This window comes from Proteus penneri (assembly GCF_003144535.1).
GTDB classification, from domain to species: Bacteria; Pseudomonadota; Gammaproteobacteria; order Enterobacterales; family Enterobacteriaceae; genus Proteus; species Proteus penneri.
The window spans coordinates 258359-276173 of record NZ_PHFJ01000002.1 but is presented as its reverse complement, the minus strand read 5'-3'; the positions used below and the strand labels follow the sequence as shown (position 1 = coordinate 276173).

Below are 17815 nucleotides of genomic sequence, written 5' to 3'. Positions count from 1 at the left end.
ACTATCACCAGCAAAATATTGATGAAACCTGCCATGTCACAAACATTTATTCCTGGCAAAGATGCCGCTCTGGAAGATTCTATCGCTCGCTTCCAACAAAAATTAACCGACTTAGGATTTAACATTGAAGAAGCTTCATGGTTAAACCCTGTTCCTAACGTTTGGTCCGTTCATATTCGCGATAAAGATTGCCCTTTATGTTTTACTAACGGTAAAGGTGCCAGCAAAAAAGCAGCCTTAGCCTCCGCACTAGGTGAATATTTCGAACGTCTCTCCACAAATTATTTTTTCTCTGATTTCTGGCTAGGTACTGATATTGCAGAAGGTGAATTTGTTCACTACCCAAGTGAAAAATGGTTCCCACTAGCAGAAGATGATTCTGTTCCTGCTGGCTTATTAGATGAGCGTTTACGCAAATTTTATGATCCTGAAGGTGAGTTATGTGGTAGTGAGTTAGTTGATTTACAATCAAGTAATCATGATCGCGGGATTTGCGCCCTTCCATTCATACGCCAATCTGATGAAAAGCCTGTTTATATTCCTGTAAACATTATTGCTAACTTATATGCCTCTAATGGTATGTCCGCAGGAAATACAAAAAATGAAGCTCGAGTTCAAGGGCTTTCTGAAGTTTTTGAACGTTATGTAAAAAATCGCATTATCACTGAAAGAATTAGCTTACCTGAAATTCCGAAAGAAGTTTTAACTCGCTATCCTGCTGTTATTGAGGCGATTGAAACATTAGAGCAAGAAGGTTTTCCAATCTTTAGCTTTGATGCATCTTTAGGAGGTCAATTCCCTGTTATTTGTGTCGTGTTATTCAACCCACAAAATGGCACTTGTTTTGCATCTTTTGGTGCTCACCCTGATTTTGGTGTGGCTTTAGAACGTACAGTCACTGAATTATTGCAAGGGCGTAGCCTTAAAGATCTCGATGTCTTTAATCCACCAAGCTTTGATGATGAAGAAGTCGGTGATCATACTAACCTTGAAACACACTTTATTGATTCAAGTGGTTTAATTAGTTGGGATCTATTTAAGAAAGATGCCGATTATGCATTTGTTGATTGGAACTTCAGTGGGACAACAGAAGAAGAGTTTCACATCTTAATGTCACTTTGCCAGCAGTGCGATGCAGAAGTCTATATTATGGACTACTCACACCTAGGTGTTTACGCTTGCCGTATTTTAGTACCCGGTTTATCAGATATTTATCCCGCTGAAGATTTACAATTAGCCAATAACATTATGGGCGTACATTGGCGAGACACTATTCTTTCTCTACCAACGAGCCAGGGCACTCAAGAAGAGTATCTTTCTCTTATTGGTCAATTTGATGAAGATGGTTTAGACGACTTTACACGCATCAGAGAGATGATTGGTATTGCTCCAGGCAAAGATAATGGTTGGAGCCATTTACGTGTAGGCGAATTAAAATCAATGTTAGCGCTTGCGGGTGGTGATCTTGATCAAGCGCTCGTTTGGGTTGAATGGACTCAAGATTTCAACGCTTCTTTATTTACGCCAGAACGCCAAAATTATTATCGTTGCTTACACAATCTCTTATTATTACAACAAGAGACTGAACGTGAACCAGAACAATATATGCACGCGTTTTCTCGTATGTATGGCGAAAAAACATTACAGGCAGCCTTAAACGCAATACAAGGTAAACAAGCATTTTACGGATTACAAACGATTGATCCTGATTTAGCTAATTTACCTATTCATCAGTCATTACTTGTGGCCTATGAGAAATTACAGAAAGCAAAACGTCAATCGATTAAATAAACCTATTTTGCTTAAGGTTATTTATCAAATAATAACTAATTTTAACTGAATAATAAGCGCGTATTTAAATTGAAACACTCTATTGAAAAGTAGAGTGTTTTATTTCGCTAAAAATAAAATATTGACAGATTTGTCAATATGACAAATTTGCCACCTGACAAAATTGTCAAAATATGGCAAAAGTGACGATTTTAGGCATTTAATATGACACCAAAAACATATATTGAACTTTTACGCTAATAATATTACATAAATCCAGTTTAAATTGCTATTTGTTTAACCAGATCTCAAAAATTAAAAAACCTTATTTTTATAATGGGTATATGTCTGGAGTAATCTTTAAAGATTAACCACAAATAAAGTAATGTTTATATTTATTATAAAAGTAAATAAGGCGTTAAATTTGATTTTTAACTCTTAACATACGGGGTTTAAATAATACTTTATATTTACTTTTTACTTTATTTATCCAGCTAGTCTAAAATTTTTTGATAATTTTTAAAAAATTTTTTCATTTTATTAATCAAATAGTTATAGCAAAAATAACGGGTTTTTACGCACTGAAAACGGGGTTCTAATGAGCGACCATGATCCATATCAATTTTAGAAGTAAGCCCCTTTGCTACTATTATTGCGTGCTATAATTATTCCAACATATAAGAGAGTGTTAGTATGAAAGCTGACAGCCCTTTTAATTTATTATCACCTGCTGATATGGCAAAAGTTGCCGATGATGCATGTTGTTATAAAGCAAATAAACATATTCCAACGACTTACTTATCTGCATTTACTGCGGGAATGTTTATATCAATTGCTTTTGTTTTTTATATTACTGCTACTACAGGTACCGCATCTGTTCCTTTTGGGCTGGCTAAATTAGTCGGTGGGATCTGCTTCTCTCTGGGGTTAATGCTCGTTGTCGTTTGTGGCGCGGACTTATTCACCTCAACTGTTCTTACTATTATTCCTAAAGCAACTGGACGTATATCTTGGGGCAAAATGTTTGCTAACTGGATAAATGTCTATCTTGGTAACTTTATTGGCGCACTCTTTTTTGTCGCCTTAATGTGGTTTGCTGGTCAGCATATGGCAGCAAATGGGCTTTGGGGGTTGAATGTTTTACAAACTGCACAGCATAAACTTGAGCACACGTTTATTGAAGCTGTTTGTTTAGGCATTCTAGCTAACTTAATGGTTTGTCTTGCAGTATGGATGAGCTATGCAGGTCGTTCGCTGATTGACAAGCTTTTTGCACTTATTTTACCTATCGGTATGTTCGTTGCTAGTGGTTTTGAGCACAGTATCGCTAACATGTTCCTTATTCCTTTAGGTATTGTTATTAAAGATTTTGCACCTGCAGAATTCTGGACTAAAGTAGGTGCATCACCCGAACAATTTTCAAATTTAACTGTATCAAATTTTCTCTCTGATAATTTATTGCCTGTCACTATCGGTAACATTATTGGCGGGGCAGTCCTAGTCGGTCTGGTATACTGGTTAATGCATCTGCGCGGTGACAAACATTAATCCGTGCAGGTATGACTGATTTCTTAAGTTCCATTGTAAAAAGGTAGAAGTATCATGTCTGATTTAAATGAAAAATTTGCTGAAGCATGGAAAGGTTTTTCTGAAGGTGAATGGCAGAACGCCGTTAACGTTCGTGACTTTATTCAAAAAAACTATACTCCATATGAAGGCGACGAATCTTTCCTAGCAGGTTCCACTAAAGCAACTGATACACTTTGGGAACAAGTTATGGAAGGCATCAAAATCGAAAACCGCACACATGCGCCAGTTGATTTTGATACTTCTGTTGCTTCAACTATCACATCTCACGATGCAGGTTACATCGCTAAAGATTTAGAACAAATCGTAGGTTTACAAACTGATGCACCTCTGAAACGTGCAATCATCCCATTCGGTGGTATCCGTATGGTTGAAAGTTCTTGCCACGCGTATAACCGTGAGCTAGATCCAGAACTGAAAAAAATCTTTACTGATTACCGTAAAACTCACAACCAAGGCGTTTTCGATGTTTATACTCCAGACATCCTGAAATGCCGTAAATCTGGTATCTTAACAGGTTTACCAGATGCATATGGCCGTGGTCGTATCATCGGTGACTACCGTCGTGTTGCACTGTACGGTATTGAGTTCCTGCGTAAAGATAAATTTGCCCAATTCACCTCTTTACAAGAAAGAATGGAAAAAGGCGAAGATCTGGAAATGACTATCCAACTGCGTGAAGAAATCGCAGAGCAGCACGCTGCTTTAGGTCAAATCCAAGAAATGGCTGCGAAATACGGTTACGATATTTCTCGCCCTGCTCAAAACGCGAAAGAAGCAGTACAATGGACTTACTTCGGTTACTTAGCCGCTGTTAAATCTCAAAACGGTGCTGCAATGTCATTTGGTCGTGTATCTACATTCTTAGATATCTACATCCAACGTGATATTGAAGCGGGTTTACTGACAGAAGAACAAGCTCAGGAATTAATTGACCACTTAGTCATGAAATTACGTATGGTTCGTTTCTTACGTACTCCTGAATATGATGAGCTGTTCTCTGGTGACCCAATCTGGGCAACAGAATCTTTAGCTGGTATGGGCTTAGATGGCCGTACTCTGGTAACTAAGAATACTTTCCGTTTCTTAAATACCCTGTACACAATGGGTCCATCTCCAGAACCAAACATGACCATCCTGTGGTCTGAACAACTGCCTATCAACTTCAAAAAATACGCGGCGAAAGTCTCTATCGATACGTCATCAATCCAGTATGAAAATGATGACTTAATGCGTCCTGACTTCAACAGTGATGACTATGCTATCGCTTGTTGTGTTAGCCCAATGGTTGTGGGTAAACAAATGCAGTTCTTCGGTGCTCGTGCAAACTTAGCGAAAACCTTACTGTATACCATCAACGGTGGTGTTGATGAAAAACTGAAAATCCAAGTAGGTCCAAAACATGCACCAATCATGGATGAAGTCTTAGACTTCGATACTGTGATGAATCAAATGGATCACTTTATGGATTGGTTAGCAACTCAGTATGTAACTGCACTGAACGTTATCCACTACATGCACGATAAATACAGCTATGAAGCAGCTCTGATGGCACTTCATGATCGTGATGTTTATCGTACAATGGCATGTGGTATCGCAGGCCTATCTGTTGCTGCTGACTCACTGTCTGCAATCAAATATGCGAAAGTTTCTCCAGTCCGTGATGAAAACGGCTTAGCGGTTGACTTCAAAATTGATGGCGAATATCCACAATTCGGTAACAACGATTCTCGTGTAGATGACATCGCTTGTGACTTAGTTGAACGTTTCATGAAAAAAATTCAGAAACTGCGTACATACCGTAATGCGGTACCTACACAGTCTATTCTGACAATTACTTCAAACGTTGTTTATGGTAAGAAAACAGGTAATACCCCAGACGGTCGTCGTGCAGGCGCACCATTCGGACCAGGTGCTAACCCAATGCACGGTCGTGACCAAAAAGGTGCGGTAGCTTCTCTGACTTCTGTTGCGAAACTACCATTTGCTTATGCGAAAGATGGTATTTCTTACACCTTCTCAATCGTACCTAATGCATTAGGTAAAGATGATGATGTTCGTAAAGCGAACCTTGCAGGTCTGATGGATGGTTATTTCCACCACGAAGCCGGCATTGAAGGTGGTCAGCATCTGAACGTTAACGTCATGAACCGTGAAATGCTGTTAGAAGCAATGGAAGATCCTGAGAAATATCCTCAGTTAACTATCCGTGTTTCTGGTTATGCAGTTCGCTTTAACTCACTGACTAAAGAGCAACAGCAAGACGTTATCACCCGTACATTCACACAAACAATGTAATAAAGATAACTATATGCATTTATTTACTGAGAAAGTAGATAAAATCGCTTAGAATAAAGGCCCCTACTTTGGGGCCTTTTTATCTAGACAGTTTTGGAGTAACCCTGTTATGTCCGTACTTGGTCGTATCCACTCATTTGAATCCTGCGGTACTGTTGACGGTCCCGGAATACGTTTCATTGTTTTCTTTCAAGGATGCTTAATGAGATGCCTCTATTGTCACAACCGTGACACATGGGATACTCATGGTGGGCAAATCGTCACAGTTGATGAACTAATGAAAGAGGCAGTTACCTACCGTCATTTTATGAATGCTTCTGGCGGCGGTGTTACTGCTTCTGGTGGCGAAGCGATTTTGCAAGCAGAGTTTGTGCGCGATTGGTTCCGCGCATGTCAAAAAGAAAATATCCATACTTGCTTAGATACTAACGGCTTTGTTCGTCGTTATGATCCCGTTATTGATGAATTAATGGATGCCACTGACTTGGTGATGCTCGACCTAAAACAAGTCAATGATGAAATTCACCAAAAATTAGTGGGCGTATCAAATCAACGCACACTTGAATTTGCTCGTTATTTAGCAAAACGAGGCCAAAAAACATGGGTTCGTTATGTAGTTGTTCCGGGTTGGTCTGACGATGATGATTCTGCTCATCGGTTAGGCGAATTTATTAAAGATATGAAAAATATCGAAAAAGTAGAACTTCTTCCTTACCACGAGCTCGGCAAACATAAATGGGTAGCTTTAGGCGAAGAATACAAACTAGATGGTATTCATCCACCGTCAAAAGAGACGATGGAAAATGTAAAATCAATTCTTGAATCTTACGGTCATAAAGTTATCTATTAAGCTATTCAATTTAATATTAATTTAAGAGGCAGCGTTTTTAAGCGCTGCTTTTTTTGTTTATAACGTAAAGTCATATTGATACTAAAAAGCCTGTTTTTCATTTTTCTTCATGCCTTTCATTTTACATCGCCTAATCTTAAAAGTGATTATTAAGAAATAGTATACTTTTCATAGAATTAATGATTCTGACCTAGTTTTTATTTGGTTTTTATTATTAAGAATGAAATATACTTATCGATATATCTAAATATATCCTTATAAGATTATCCTTAACCTATATTAGCTTTAATACAGTTGATTAATAACAAAACAAAAAGATATTATAGATGGCTTATATTTATAAACAAAAACATTGGGATTAAGGTACAGGAAATGGAACAAGACAATAATTCATCGCTAACAGAGTCGCAAGAGATATTTACATCTATTCCTCAAGCGAGGGGTGCCTCAGGCGGTGTTCGCTGGTTAGGACTCGGATGGGATTTAATAAAAGAACGTTTTTGGATGTGGATAGGCGTTATTATTATCTACTTTATTGTTAGCCTTATTATATCAACCATTCTTGGATTTATTCCGCTAATTGGTCCAATCGTTTCGCCTTTTGTTACTACTGTATTAGCCGCAGGTGTCGTGGCAATTGCTCATCAACAATATGAGACTCAACGTATTGATGTTGATACTTTATTTTTTGGTTTTTATAACAAGCGTTACCTTAGCTTGATGGGTGCATATGGTATTAGTTTCCTAATTTTACTTGTGGGCTTTATTCTTGCATTTATCGTTAGCAGTGCCGCAATGATGGATATTTTATATGCTATCAATAGCGATTATCCTGAAGAAATCATTGCTGAAATGATGGTGGATAACTCATCTGGATTTATATTGTTTTTTGTTATTATCGCTATTTTTGGCGCGTTAAGTACTGCAGCCTATTGGTTTGTTCCTGCGCTTGTATTAGTCAATGGATATAAAGCATTCCCTGCGGTTAAAGCGAGCCTTGCAGCAGTAAAAACAAACTTATCTGGTGGTTTCTTCTTCTTTATTTTACTGTTCTTTATTATTGCTATTAGTGTTATTCCATTTGGTTTAGGATTATTAATTACTATTCCCCTCTCTTACACTGCGATGTATGGCTCCTATCGTGATATTTTTTATCACCATAATGTAGGAAATCAAGGAAATAACGGTGGTATCAATGGAAATGGTACAATTTCTCTAAATAAAACCGCTGAATCCAATATTGGAAAATTAGTGAGCTAATCTTAGCGTTAACAGCCTAAATAAAACAGCAGTAGACTGAAGCAATCTCATCTACTGCTTTTTATTATTTAAAATAAATCTTATTATCCTGCAAACGGATCTTTATTATTATACGATTTGTTATAAAGTACATCAGATATTAAATAGTCATAAATTTCATCGACAATTTCAATACCTTCATTTTCACTCCTCTGTTCTTCTATTTGACTATTTTCACCAGGATAAAGGACTTTATCTACATTCGGTGCGGGCTTAATAGCATTTAACTCCCCCATAACCTGTGAAATATGTTCTCTAAATAATGTGATATCAGTGAAGAAAGCCGGATTAATAACAATATGTAATTGCCCTAATTCTCGCCCTTGTGTTAAATCGTGATACATCGAACTGACATGTTTACCAAAAGGAAGCCCAAGCAAGATACCAGACAACACGTCTACCATCATCATTAAGCCATAGCCTTTAGGCCCCGCAATAGGCAATAACCCTTTTACAGCAAAAGGATCAGTCGTAGGTTTACCATTTTCATCGACAGCCCAAGTATCAGGGATCTCGGCATGACGAGAACGTGCATCAAGCACTTTTCCCCACGCCTGTACGGTTGTTGCCATATCAAATGTAATATGTTTATCGCCTACTCCGGGAACTGAAAAAGCGATAGGGTTAGTGCCGTAATACACTTCAGCACCACCAAAAGGAACAACCATTGGGTCTGATTGACATAGCGAAATACCAATCAGACCTGCTTGTGATGCTTGTTCAACAAAGTAAGACAGCGCTCCACTATGACCAATTCGTCTTACACCAACAACGGCAACCCCCTTCTCCTGTGCCATTTTAATTGCGCGTTCCATGGCTTCTTTCGCTGCAACATGCCCAGCACCATTATCACCATCAAATATAGCGCTACATGGCCCTGTCTCGGTATAAGTAAAATCTGGGGCTGTATTTGTGCCGCCTTTATTGATCCGCTCTGCATAATACTCTACACGTACAGCACCATGAGAATGAATACCTTTGGCATCAGCATGGACTAAAACATCAGCCACTGTATTAGCATGAGGCTCGCTCAATCCTGCTTGGTGTAATTTATTTTTTATTAGTTGATGTAACTGCTGTTTAGAAACTATCATAGAATATACTCTTTTGTAGGGTTCTAATTAAATAGGAATATCATAAAATAACAGAGGTAAATTCAAGCGATAGGTCTAATTTAACAGCATAAATAGGATCTGCCGTGATCGGTTTAACCAATAGCTGATTGCATTATATTTTTATTTAATCTCATTTTATTTAGTAAAATAATTTTTATAATCATCTATTAATTCTATGCTCTATAACTATATTTAAATTATATTAAGTTTTTTTAATAGTAAATTATGAGTAATAATCTTTTTTATTTTTGCAAAATATTATGCTTCATTTTTATATTAAAGCCTTTAGGCTTTATACATTTATTTTGAACATTTATATTTCTTTCTGTAATCTATGGCAATAATTATAAATTTGGGAGTAAACATGTTAAATAAAGAAATATTAAAGAATTTAAAATATTTTGAGAAAACACCATTAATTCATCATATTAATTATTCTCTAACTGAAGATGCGGAAAGAAACATATTAAACGGTTGGCAACCTACCTGTATGGAAGATAAATGGCTTTCTTATAGTATAGGAAACTGTATCTACGTTCACCGCAGTTGGAGTGGACATTTAATGTATAAATTTACTATTCACAATAAAACAATTGATTATATAGAAATAGCAATGGATGACTTTGTAAATATGACAAATGAAAGAAAAATAGAAATATTTTTTGACCTATTACCGTTTTTATCTAAATCTCATTAATAATTAAACAATTTTATCTCTATCACCTTTAAGTTATTTAGACAAAAAACCCCCTGCCGAAACAGAGGGTTAAATTATTACTACTTGATTAATTAGATAATAATTAACCGATATACTCTAAACCGTTCATGTATGGGCGTAACACTTCTGGAATTTCAATACGACCATCAGCCATTTGATAATTTTCCATAATTGCCACTAAAGTACGACCGACTGCTAAGCCAGAGCCATTTAAGGTATGAACAAGTTGTGTTTTCTTATCACCTTTAGAGCGGAAACGAGCTTGCATACGACGTGCTTGGAAATCCCACATATTTGAGCATGAAGAGATTTCACGGTATGTATTTTGAGCAGGAACCCAAACTTCTAAGTCGTAAGTTTTACGTGAACCAAAACCGATATCACCAGTGCAAAGCACAACTTTACGATATGGTAGATTCAGTAATTGCAACACTTTTTCAGCATGGCCTGTTAGCTCTTCTAATGCTTCCATTGATTTTTCAGGATGAGCAATTTGAACCAGCTCAACTTTATCAAATTGGTGCATACGAATAAGACCACGAGTATCACGACCATAAGAGCCTGCTTCTGAACGGAAGCATGGTGTATGAGCCGTCATTTTCAATGGTAAATCGTCTTCTTCGAGAATAACATCTCTTACCATGTTGGTAACAGGTACTTCTGCTGTTGGAATAAGCGCGTATTGGCTTTCTGCTTCTTCTTCTAACGGTTTAGTGTGGAATAAGTCTTCACTAAATTTAGGTAACTGACCTGTACCGTACAGAGTTGCGTGGTTAACCAAGTAAGGAACATACATTTCTTGGTAGCCGTGCTCTTCGGTATGCAGATTCAGCATAAATTGTGTGATAGCACGATGTAAACGTGCAATTTGACCTTTCATCACAACAAAACGTGAACCCGTAATTTTCACCGCAGACGCGAAATCTAAACCATCAGTCAACTCACCTAAAGTCACATGATCTTTTAATTCAAAATCATAAGTCTTTGGTGTGCCCCAACGAGAAACTTCTACGTTTTCGCTGTCATCTTTACCATTTGGCACAGAGTCATCAGGCATATTCGGGATAGTTAAAGCATAATCACGAATTTCAGCTTGCAGCACTTCAAGTTCAGCTTTTGCAACTTCAAGTTTTTCACCTAACAGGTTAACTTCCTGACGAAGTGGCTCAATATCTTCACCACGCGCTTTTGCCGCACCAATGGACTTCGATCGAGAATTACGTTCTGCTTGCAGGGATTCAGTTTCAACCTGTAACACCTTACGGCGTTCTTCTTGTTGACGAATTTTTTCCACATCGAGGGTGAACCCCCTGCGAGCCAGTTTTTCGGCGACCGCGTCTAGCTCATTACGCAGTAGATTTGGATCGAGCATGCTTATCCTGTGCTTATTGATAGATTAATAAAAACCTTCTCTCCTATCTTATAAAAAAGATATCTGAGACAAGGCATAGTTAAGAAATTAATGATAATTTAATAACCTTACCGCATCTTTACATTTTGCGATAGCGTTTTGTAACACTATTTTGATCTTGCTGAGAAAGCCAGTCTAATTTCTCTCCAACCTTGATCTCTAACCCTCTTTTTACGGGGTAATAGTATTGTGTATTTGCCATTTCTTTAGGGAAATAAACCTCTCCGGCTGCATAAGCATTAGGCTCATCATGCGCATAACGATATTCAGCACCAAGCCCCATTTCTTTCATTAATTTTGTTGGTGCATTACGCAAATGCTCAGGCACATCATAATCAGGTTTACTTTTGGCATCGGCAATAGCGGCTTTAAATGCGGTATAAACCGCATTACTTTTTGGTGCACAAGCCAGATATACAATTGCTTGAGCAATAGCACGCTCACCTTCTGCAGGACCAACACGAGTAAAACAATCCCATGCAGCAATTGCCACTTGCATAGCACGAGGATCGGCGTTTCCTACATCTTCTGATGCAATCGCCAATAAGCGACGAGCAACATAAAGCGGATCGCCACCTGCTGTTATGATCCTTGCATACCAGTAAAGAGCCGCATCAGGTGCGGACCCCCTGACTGATTTATGTAATGCCGAAATAAGATCGTAAAAACGATCACCTTTATTATCAAAACGAGCACTTCGTTCACCACTGATTTCTGTCAGTAATGCGGGTGTTAATACTCGTTTTCCTTGATTATCAACTTCAGCAATATCCGCCATCATTTCAAGCAAATTTAATGAACGACGTGCATCACCATTAACCAATTGTGCAATCATTTTACGAGTGTCATTAGGTAAAATGATATTGCGCCCACCTAAACCACGTTCAGTATCATCTAATGCTTGTTGAAGTACTAACTCAATATCAGCTTCAGTCAATGAGCGTAATAGATAAACTCTCGCCCTAGAGAGCAAGGCTGAGTTGAGTTCAAAAGAGGGATTTTCTGTTGTTGCGCCAATAAAAGTGATTGTGCCATCTTCAATATGAGGTAAAAAAGCATCTTGTTGACTCTTATTAAAACGATGGACTTCATCAACAAACAGGATAGTTCTACGCCCTGCATTGCGGTTTTGGCGCGCAATTTCAATAGACTCTCTAATTTCTTTAATACCCGATGTTACCGCAGATAATCGTTCTATATCAGCTTGCGCATAGCGGCCAATGATCTCAGCAAGTGTGGTTTTACCCGTACCAGGAGGCCCCCATAAGATCATGGAATGCAATTGACCCGCTTTAATCGCTCGAGGTAATGGTTTACCTTCAGCAAGTAAATGAGTTTGTCCGATATATTGCTCCAGCGTTTCAGGTCGCATTCTTGCGGCTAAAGGTTGGAACTCATTGCGTGAAAAATCGAGTGATAAATTACTCAAAATGTCCTCACTGACGTTGGTCATCCACAGTCACACCAGCAGGAGGTGTAAAGCGAAATGCTGATGCATCGATTGGCGCAGCCGTTTGAGCTGTTAATTGATAATTACTCACCTGACCATCCTGTTCTGTGGCAGCAAATTGCTGGATTTGCCCATTAGGTAACACGGTGATCGTAAAATGTTTTAAGTTATTTTCTACTTTTGGCGTTAGCTCAAAACAGTCACCCGTTTGTTTAACTTCATAATTTTGCCATTCTTTACTGTCGTTACGCGCGATCAACATAAACGGAGTATTGGTTGTGGCACTTTCAAGCCAAGTTGCAGTAACTTGCTCCACAAAGGGATTATAAAACCATAATGTTTTGCCATCAGAAATCAGTGTGCTTTCATCCGGCGCAGTCATTTGCCAATTAAACAAATCAGGGCGTTGTACTTTTAAATTTCCTTCCCCTTTTTGAATAAGGGTACCTTCATTGCTAGTGACAGTTTGGCTAAAGTTAGCTTGAAAACTATTTACTTTATTTAATCGTTGTTGCAGGTCTTGACGTGCATCAGCCCAAGCGGCTTGACTACTGATTAATGTTATCGCACACACTGCAAATAATACTTTTTTCATTTTACAAGCCTCGGCATGAGATTACGCCGACATAATGTCGGCGTATAAATTTTAATGATATTGTGCAGATTATCATGCTATCTCATTAGCTGATAACTGAGTTTTCAAGATATTACATATCAGAAGGCGGTGGTGAAAGTACATCACGTGTATTATTGTGATTTGGCGTACTGACAATACCTTGCATCTCCATTTGCTCCACAATTCTTGCTGCACGGTTGTAGCCAATTCTAAATTGACGTTGTACACCAGAAATAGAAACCCGTTGTTTTTCAACAACAAATTCTACCGCTTGGTCAAATAACGGATCAAGCTCTTCACCATCATCATATCCACCGCCACTATTACCTTCACCATCTTCACTACATTTGGTGATGGCTTCAATATATTGAGGTCGACCCCGTGCTTTCCAGTCAGTTGCCACAGCATGTACTTCATCATCACTAACAAAAGCACCGTGAACACGTTCAGGAACAAAACCATTGGGTGCGTAAAGCATATCACCCATTCCTAGTAATGATTCTGCGCCACCTTGGTCTAAGATAGTTCGAGAGTCGATTTTACTCGATACAGTAAAGGCGATACGGCTCGGAATATTGGCTTTAATTAAACCTGTAATAATATCAACAGAAGGTCTTTGTGTAGCAAGTACAAGGTGAATACCCGCAGCACGCGCTTTCTGTGCTAAGCGAGCAATCAGCTCTTCCACTTTCTTACCCGCAGTCATCATTAAATCAGCGAATTCATCGACCACAACCACGATATAAGGTTCTTTTTCCAACGTTGGCATTTCTGTTGCCATACTGTCTGTTGGTTTCCAGAATGGATCAGGAATAGGACGCGCCATTGCTTCGGCTTCTTTAATTTTTTCGTTATAACCTGCGAGATTACGCACACCTAATGCTGACATGAGTTTATAACGACGTTCCATTTCAGCCACACTCCAACGCAGAGCGCTTGCGGCATCTTTCATATCGGTAACGACTTCTGTCAGAAGATGCGGGATCCCTTCATAAACCGAAAGCTCAAGCATTTTAGGGTCAATCATAATAAAGCGAACATCTTCTGGTTTCGCTTTATAGAGAATGCTGATGATCATCGCATTCACACCGACAGATTTACCTGAACCTGTTGTACCAGCAACAAGTAAGTGAGGCATTTTAGCCAGATTGGCAACAACTGGTTGACCGCCAATATCTTTACCTAAAACAACAGTCAATGGAGAACGGCTATCACGGAATGCATTACTATCTAATAATTCACGCATATATACGGTTTGACGTTTTTTGTTAGGTAATTCCAATCCTACATACGGTTTTCCTGGAATAACTTCAACAATACGTACCGCAATGGCGGACAATGAACGTGCTAAGTCACGTGATAAATTTGATATACGCGCAGCTTTTACACCCGGCGCCAGTTCAAGTTCAAATCGTGTGATAACAGGCCCAGGTGAAATACCAACCACTTTGGCTTTAACACGATAATCATTAAGTCGCGCTTCAATAAGTTTACCAATACGCTCAAGCTCAAACATATCAACAGGTTCTTCTTCTACCGGCGGTGTTGTTAACAGATCCAAAGAAGGCATTGGCGTGGTTGGTTTTTGTAACGGTATGTCATTACGCATCAAGAATGGATGAATTAATGATTCTTGTTGCTGTTGCTGTTGCTGTTGCTGAGCCATATTAGACTGTGGCTCAATACGTGATTGCGATGCAGTTTGAGGTGCAGCTTGTGGCGTAACCGGTTCTGAAACAATCGGTGTAAATACTGGCTCTATCGGCTCTTCATCCAATAAGTCATCAATTGGCGAGAATGCCTCTAATGCTGTGAGCTCTTTTTCTAGCTCAATTTTAGGACTGTACTCTTCCTCTTCTTCATCACGAGGCGAAATTTGTAGAAATGCATTGCTGGTTGGGTATTCAACTTTTTTCTCAATAGTTTGCGTCGGTTGCGCTGATTGTGAAGCAAATGAATGTTGAATATGAGGTTGATAACCCGTTGTTGCTTGCAATGAAGGTGCTGGTGTTGATATTTGAGGTAAACCATCATCTTCTTCATCATCTAACGAAACATCATCACCATAACGATCCTGCAATTGTTGCTTAAATTGTGCTGCTAGTTGTTGCTGTTCATAAAGCTCATTCTCGTCGAGATCATTGCTATTATCTTCTGCTGAAGAGAATGTATTTGCAGTAACAGTAGGTTCGTCTCGATTATTATCTTGTTGATGATTAAAGGAAGAAAGCGGCGTCTCAATATTCGGCTCATAATGAGAGGCAGATTGCTCAATAACCTCATCAGCTTCGTCGCCATAGCGTTCACGTTGCTGTTCAAGAAATTGTTGGCGTAATTGCTGTTCAAAATTCGCTTGCTCTTGGATATCAGCTAATTCATCTTCAGGCTCTGATTGAACAGCTTCTTCACGGCGGCGTAGCTCTGCTTCACGTTGAGAAGGAATATGAATACCATAAAGCTCTCGACGTGTTGGTAATCGTACTGGATTTGGGCGTGGTAATTCAGGACCTAATCCTTGTTTAACTTGAGAACCATGACTCACAAAAGCACTTGTCGCCACCGTAGCAGCTTGCGTTAAAGCGTCTGTATCAGGTGCTAGCGAAAATGTTGGTTCAACGCTGCCCGCCGGCATAAAATTCTCTGTTGATGCAGACGATGGCTGTGCCATAGATTCATTTTCAAACGGCTCCACAGAAGATGTGTTTTCTCCAGGGATTGGCTCAGCAGCATATTGAGGAGCATTGACTTTTGATTGAGCTTCTTTTTTCAAGAAGGCTTCTGGAATATCAAAACGGTAATGTTCTGGTTCTTCCTCAGTATAAGTGGGTTGTGAAACCGTTGCAGACACAACCGGCTCAGTTTGCGTCAATGTTTGCGCATGTTCATCTGCGTCGTTTGTTGCAGAGAAAGATGGCAAATCATCGTCTTGTTTTGTTGCTTCAGATTGTAATGTATCTATCTCTTGCTGACGAGCTAGTTCAAGTGCTGAAGGTGCAGAAAATAAAATATCATCACTCTCTTCTGTTGCTAATTCAGATTGCTGATTTTCTTTTTGATTTGAATTTTCAGTTATTTCTGTAACAACATCCTGAGTATCATTTTCCTCTTCTTCATCCTCGTAATCAGCTTCATTTTGGCCTCTATTGGTAATAAAACTAATACATCCCAAAATAACAGCACCTATTTTTTCTGTGATTGTTAACCAAGACCAGCCAGTAAATAGTGTGAAACCAATAGCCCAAACTGATAACAGTGCAAGAGTCGCACCTAAAACATTAAACCATGGTAATAGGGCTTTGCTAAACAAACTTCCAATAACACCACCAGAGCTGAAATTATAGATATCATCAAAATTAAGATCAGCCAATGCACAAGAGGTAGAGATCAGAGCCAAAGCACCAATCGTGCGAAGTGCAAGAGAAAAGAAGTCGGTGTATTCACGGTTTTTTTGGTAGCGCAGAGAATTCCAGCACCCAAAAACCACAACGACAGGAATTGCATAGGCCAGTAAACCAAATGCGGAAAACAGAATATCAGCTAACCATGCTCCAATACTACCGCCTAAATTTTGAATAGGCTCATTCCAAGTGGTTTGTGACCAACTAGGATCAGAGGGATGGAAGCTAAGTAATGAAACCATTAAAAAGACAGCGCCAATGCCGATAAGAATGAGAATTGCCTCCCAAATACGGCGACGGTTGCTTATCTTTGTTAAACGAATATTTTTATCTTCTGTATATTCCTGGCTCAAAGAGAACTCTCCAGGTTTAACTTAGGGTGAATTAAAACGGAACAACGCTGAGATACCCCAGCGTTGAAACTGTATGCATAAACAGGAGTGTACCTAACTTTTTCCTGCTTTGCACCAACCTATTAAGTTGGCTTAACGAGTTTTAATTACAAGGCGGTTACTTTGTTTCACTTCTTCCATAACCACGTATGTACGTGTGTCATTAACACCAGGAAGACGTAACAGAGTTTCACCAAGTAATTTACGATAAGCGGACATATCAGGTACACGAGTTTTCAACAGATAGTCAAAATCACCAGAAACTAAATGGCATTCTTGGATTTCTTCAAGTTTTTGAACGGCCATATTGAATTGTTCGAAAACATCTGGTGCACCACGGTTTAATGTGATTTCCACGAATACCAGTAATGATGCATCTAAGTAATGTGGGTTTAACAGTGCTGTATAACCAGAAATAAATCCTTGGCGCTCTAAACGGCGTACACGCTCTAAACAAGGTGTTGGTGATAAACCTACACGTTTAGATAACTCAACGTTTGAAATACGCCCATCTTTTTGAAGCTCATTTAGAATATTCTGGTCTATTCTATCAAGATCTTTACCCGGACGTTTTTTATTATCAATCATCTCTATACTCTCTTTCTCTTTTTCTCTTACTTTATTTTCCTATACCCATACCTGTACACCTTCAGCATCAATGTCGAAACCTCGGTATCAAACGGTCAGAGCAAACTACCAATCTATTTTCTTTTAATGCCAGATAAAAATTCTATTTTATCCAAATACTCATTAGCAAATATCACAAAGTAACTATCCCATACCCTGTCTGTCTAAAAAATAATACGTATAACATCCGAGGATAATTGTCTTTAACAATCATGTTTTCGCAAATGTACAGCGGATTGTCAAAGTAAATGAGTAAAAATCAGAACAAGGCGCTATGTTTATTC

12 protein-coding genes are annotated in these 17815 nt (G+C 38.7%); 6 read left to right on the top strand and 6 right to left on the bottom strand.

The genetic code is table 11. The features are described 5' to 3' along the window. The first annotated feature begins 33 nt into the window (after positions 1-33). The 5 genes from ycaO (at position 34) to CUB63_RS04250 (ending at position 7765) form a co-directional block, all read left to right on the top strand. Positions 34-1791 (top strand): 30S ribosomal protein S12 methylthiotransferase accessory factor YcaO, encoded by a 1758-nt coding sequence (gene ycaO / locus CUB63_RS04270; protein ID WP_109847527.1) that lies wholly within the window; start codon positions 34-36, stop codon positions 1789-1791. A 672-nt stretch (positions 1792-2463) separates the two neighbouring features. Then, the gene (gene focA / locus CUB63_RS04265) at positions 2464-3318 is read left to right on the top strand and encodes a formate transporter FocA (RefSeq protein ID WP_072062807.1); all 855 of its coding nucleotides are present in this window, start codon (positions 2464-2466) and stop codon (positions 3316-3318) included. A 54-nt stretch (positions 3319-3372) separates the two neighbouring features. Further along, positions 3373-5655 carry a formate C-acetyltransferase gene (pflB, locus tag CUB63_RS04260; RefSeq protein ID WP_109400828.1) on the top strand — a complete coding sequence of 761 codons (2283 nt, stop codon included), beginning with the start codon at positions 3373-3375 and terminating at the stop codon, positions 5653-5655. A gap of 109 nt (positions 5656-5764) precedes the next feature. Continuing rightward, positions 5765-6505, top strand: a complete 741-nt coding sequence (gene pflA / locus CUB63_RS04255) for a pyruvate formate lyase 1-activating protein (RefSeq protein ID WP_023581312.1) — start codon at positions 5765-5767, stop codon at positions 6503-6505. Between the two features lie 372 nt (positions 6506-6877). Then, on the top strand, positions 6878-7765 hold the full coding sequence (locus CUB63_RS04250) for a BPSS1780 family membrane protein (protein ID WP_072062809.1): 888 nt from the start codon (positions 6878-6880) through the stop codon (positions 7763-7765). An 83-nt stretch (positions 7766-7848) separates the two neighbouring features. Here the strand turns inward: CUB63_RS04250 and allD are convergent, their stop codons facing one another. Then, positions 7849-8898: an ureidoglycolate dehydrogenase gene (gene allD / locus CUB63_RS04245; protein ID WP_109847526.1), complete on the bottom strand. Its 1050-nt coding sequence runs from the start codon at positions 8896-8898 to the stop codon at positions 7849-7851. A gap of 385 nt (positions 8899-9283) precedes the next feature. On the opposite strand from allD, the gene CUB63_RS04240 reads away from it, so the two are divergent. Further along, on the top strand, positions 9284-9616 hold the full coding sequence (locus CUB63_RS04240) for a hypothetical protein (protein WP_109847525.1): 333 nt from the start codon (positions 9284-9286) through the stop codon (positions 9614-9616). A 103-nt stretch (positions 9617-9719) separates the two neighbouring features. On the opposite strand, the gene serS is transcribed toward CUB63_RS04240, so the two are convergent. The 5 genes from serS to lrp all read right to left on the bottom strand — a co-directional run bounded on the left by serS (position 9720) and on the right by lrp (position 17492). Next, complete coding sequence (gene serS, locus CUB63_RS04235) at positions 9720-11009, bottom strand: serine--tRNA ligase (RefSeq protein ID WP_072062811.1); 1290 nt, start codon at positions 11007-11009, stop codon at positions 9720-9722. A 118-nt stretch (positions 11010-11127) separates the two neighbouring features. Continuing rightward, positions 11128-12477 carry a replication-associated recombination protein A gene (locus CUB63_RS04230; protein WP_109847573.1) on the bottom strand — a complete coding sequence of 450 codons (1350 nt, stop codon included), beginning with the start codon at positions 12475-12477 and terminating at the stop codon, positions 11128-11130. Positions 12478-12484: 7 nt separating this feature from the next. Continuing rightward, a complete protein-coding gene (gene lolA, locus CUB63_RS04225; RefSeq protein WP_109847524.1) occupies positions 12485-13093 on the bottom strand; it encodes an outer membrane lipoprotein periplasmic chaperone LolA in 609 nt (202 codons plus the stop codon). Positions 13094-13205: 112 nt separating this feature from the next. Beyond that, positions 13206-16865, bottom strand: coding sequence for a DNA translocase FtsK 4TM domain-containing protein (locus CUB63_RS04220; RefSeq protein ID WP_109847523.1), 3660 nt, complete (start codon positions 16863-16865; stop codon positions 13206-13208). Between the two features lie 132 nt (positions 16866-16997). Next, positions 16998-17492, bottom strand: a complete 495-nt coding sequence (gene lrp / locus CUB63_RS04215; protein ID WP_109847522.1) for a leucine-responsive transcriptional regulator Lrp — start codon at positions 17490-17492, stop codon at positions 16998-17000. Positions 17493-17815: the final 323 nt, after the last annotated feature.

Excerpts from the sequence above, each read along its gene's own strand:
- lolA (WP_109847524.1), bottom strand. The coding sequence starts at position 13,093 with ATGAAAAAAGTATTATTTGCAGTGTGTGCGATAACATTAATCAGTAGT.
- focA (WP_072062807.1), top strand. The coding sequence starts at position 2,464 with ATGAAAGCTGACAGCCCTTTTAATTTATTATCACCTGCTGATATGGCA.
- allD (WP_109847526.1), bottom strand. The coding sequence starts at position 8,898 with ATGATAGTTTCTAAACAGCAGTTACATCAACTAATAAAAAATAAATTA.
- ycaO (WP_109847527.1), top strand. The coding sequence starts at position 34 with ATGTCACAAACATTTATTCCTGGCAAAGATGCCGCTCTGGAAGATTCT.
- CUB63_RS04250 (WP_072062809.1), top strand. The coding sequence starts at position 6,878 with ATGGAACAAGACAATAATTCATCGCTAACAGAGTCGCAAGAGATATTT.
- CUB63_RS04240 (WP_109847525.1), top strand. The coding sequence starts at position 9,284 with ATGTTAAATAAAGAAATATTAAAGAATTTAAAATATTTTGAGAAAACA.
- pflB (WP_109400828.1), top strand. The coding sequence starts at position 3,373 with ATGTCTGATTTAAATGAAAAATTTGCTGAAGCATGGAAAGGTTTTTCT.
- serS (WP_072062811.1), bottom strand. The coding sequence starts at position 11,009 with ATGCTCGATCCAAATCTACTGCGTAATGAGCTAGACGCGGTCGCCGAA.
- pflA (WP_023581312.1), top strand. The coding sequence starts at position 5,765 with ATGTCCGTACTTGGTCGTATCCACTCATTTGAATCCTGCGGTACTGTT.
- lrp (WP_109847522.1), bottom strand. The coding sequence starts at position 17,492 with ATGATTGATAATAAAAAACGTCCGGGTAAAGATCTTGATAGAATAGAC.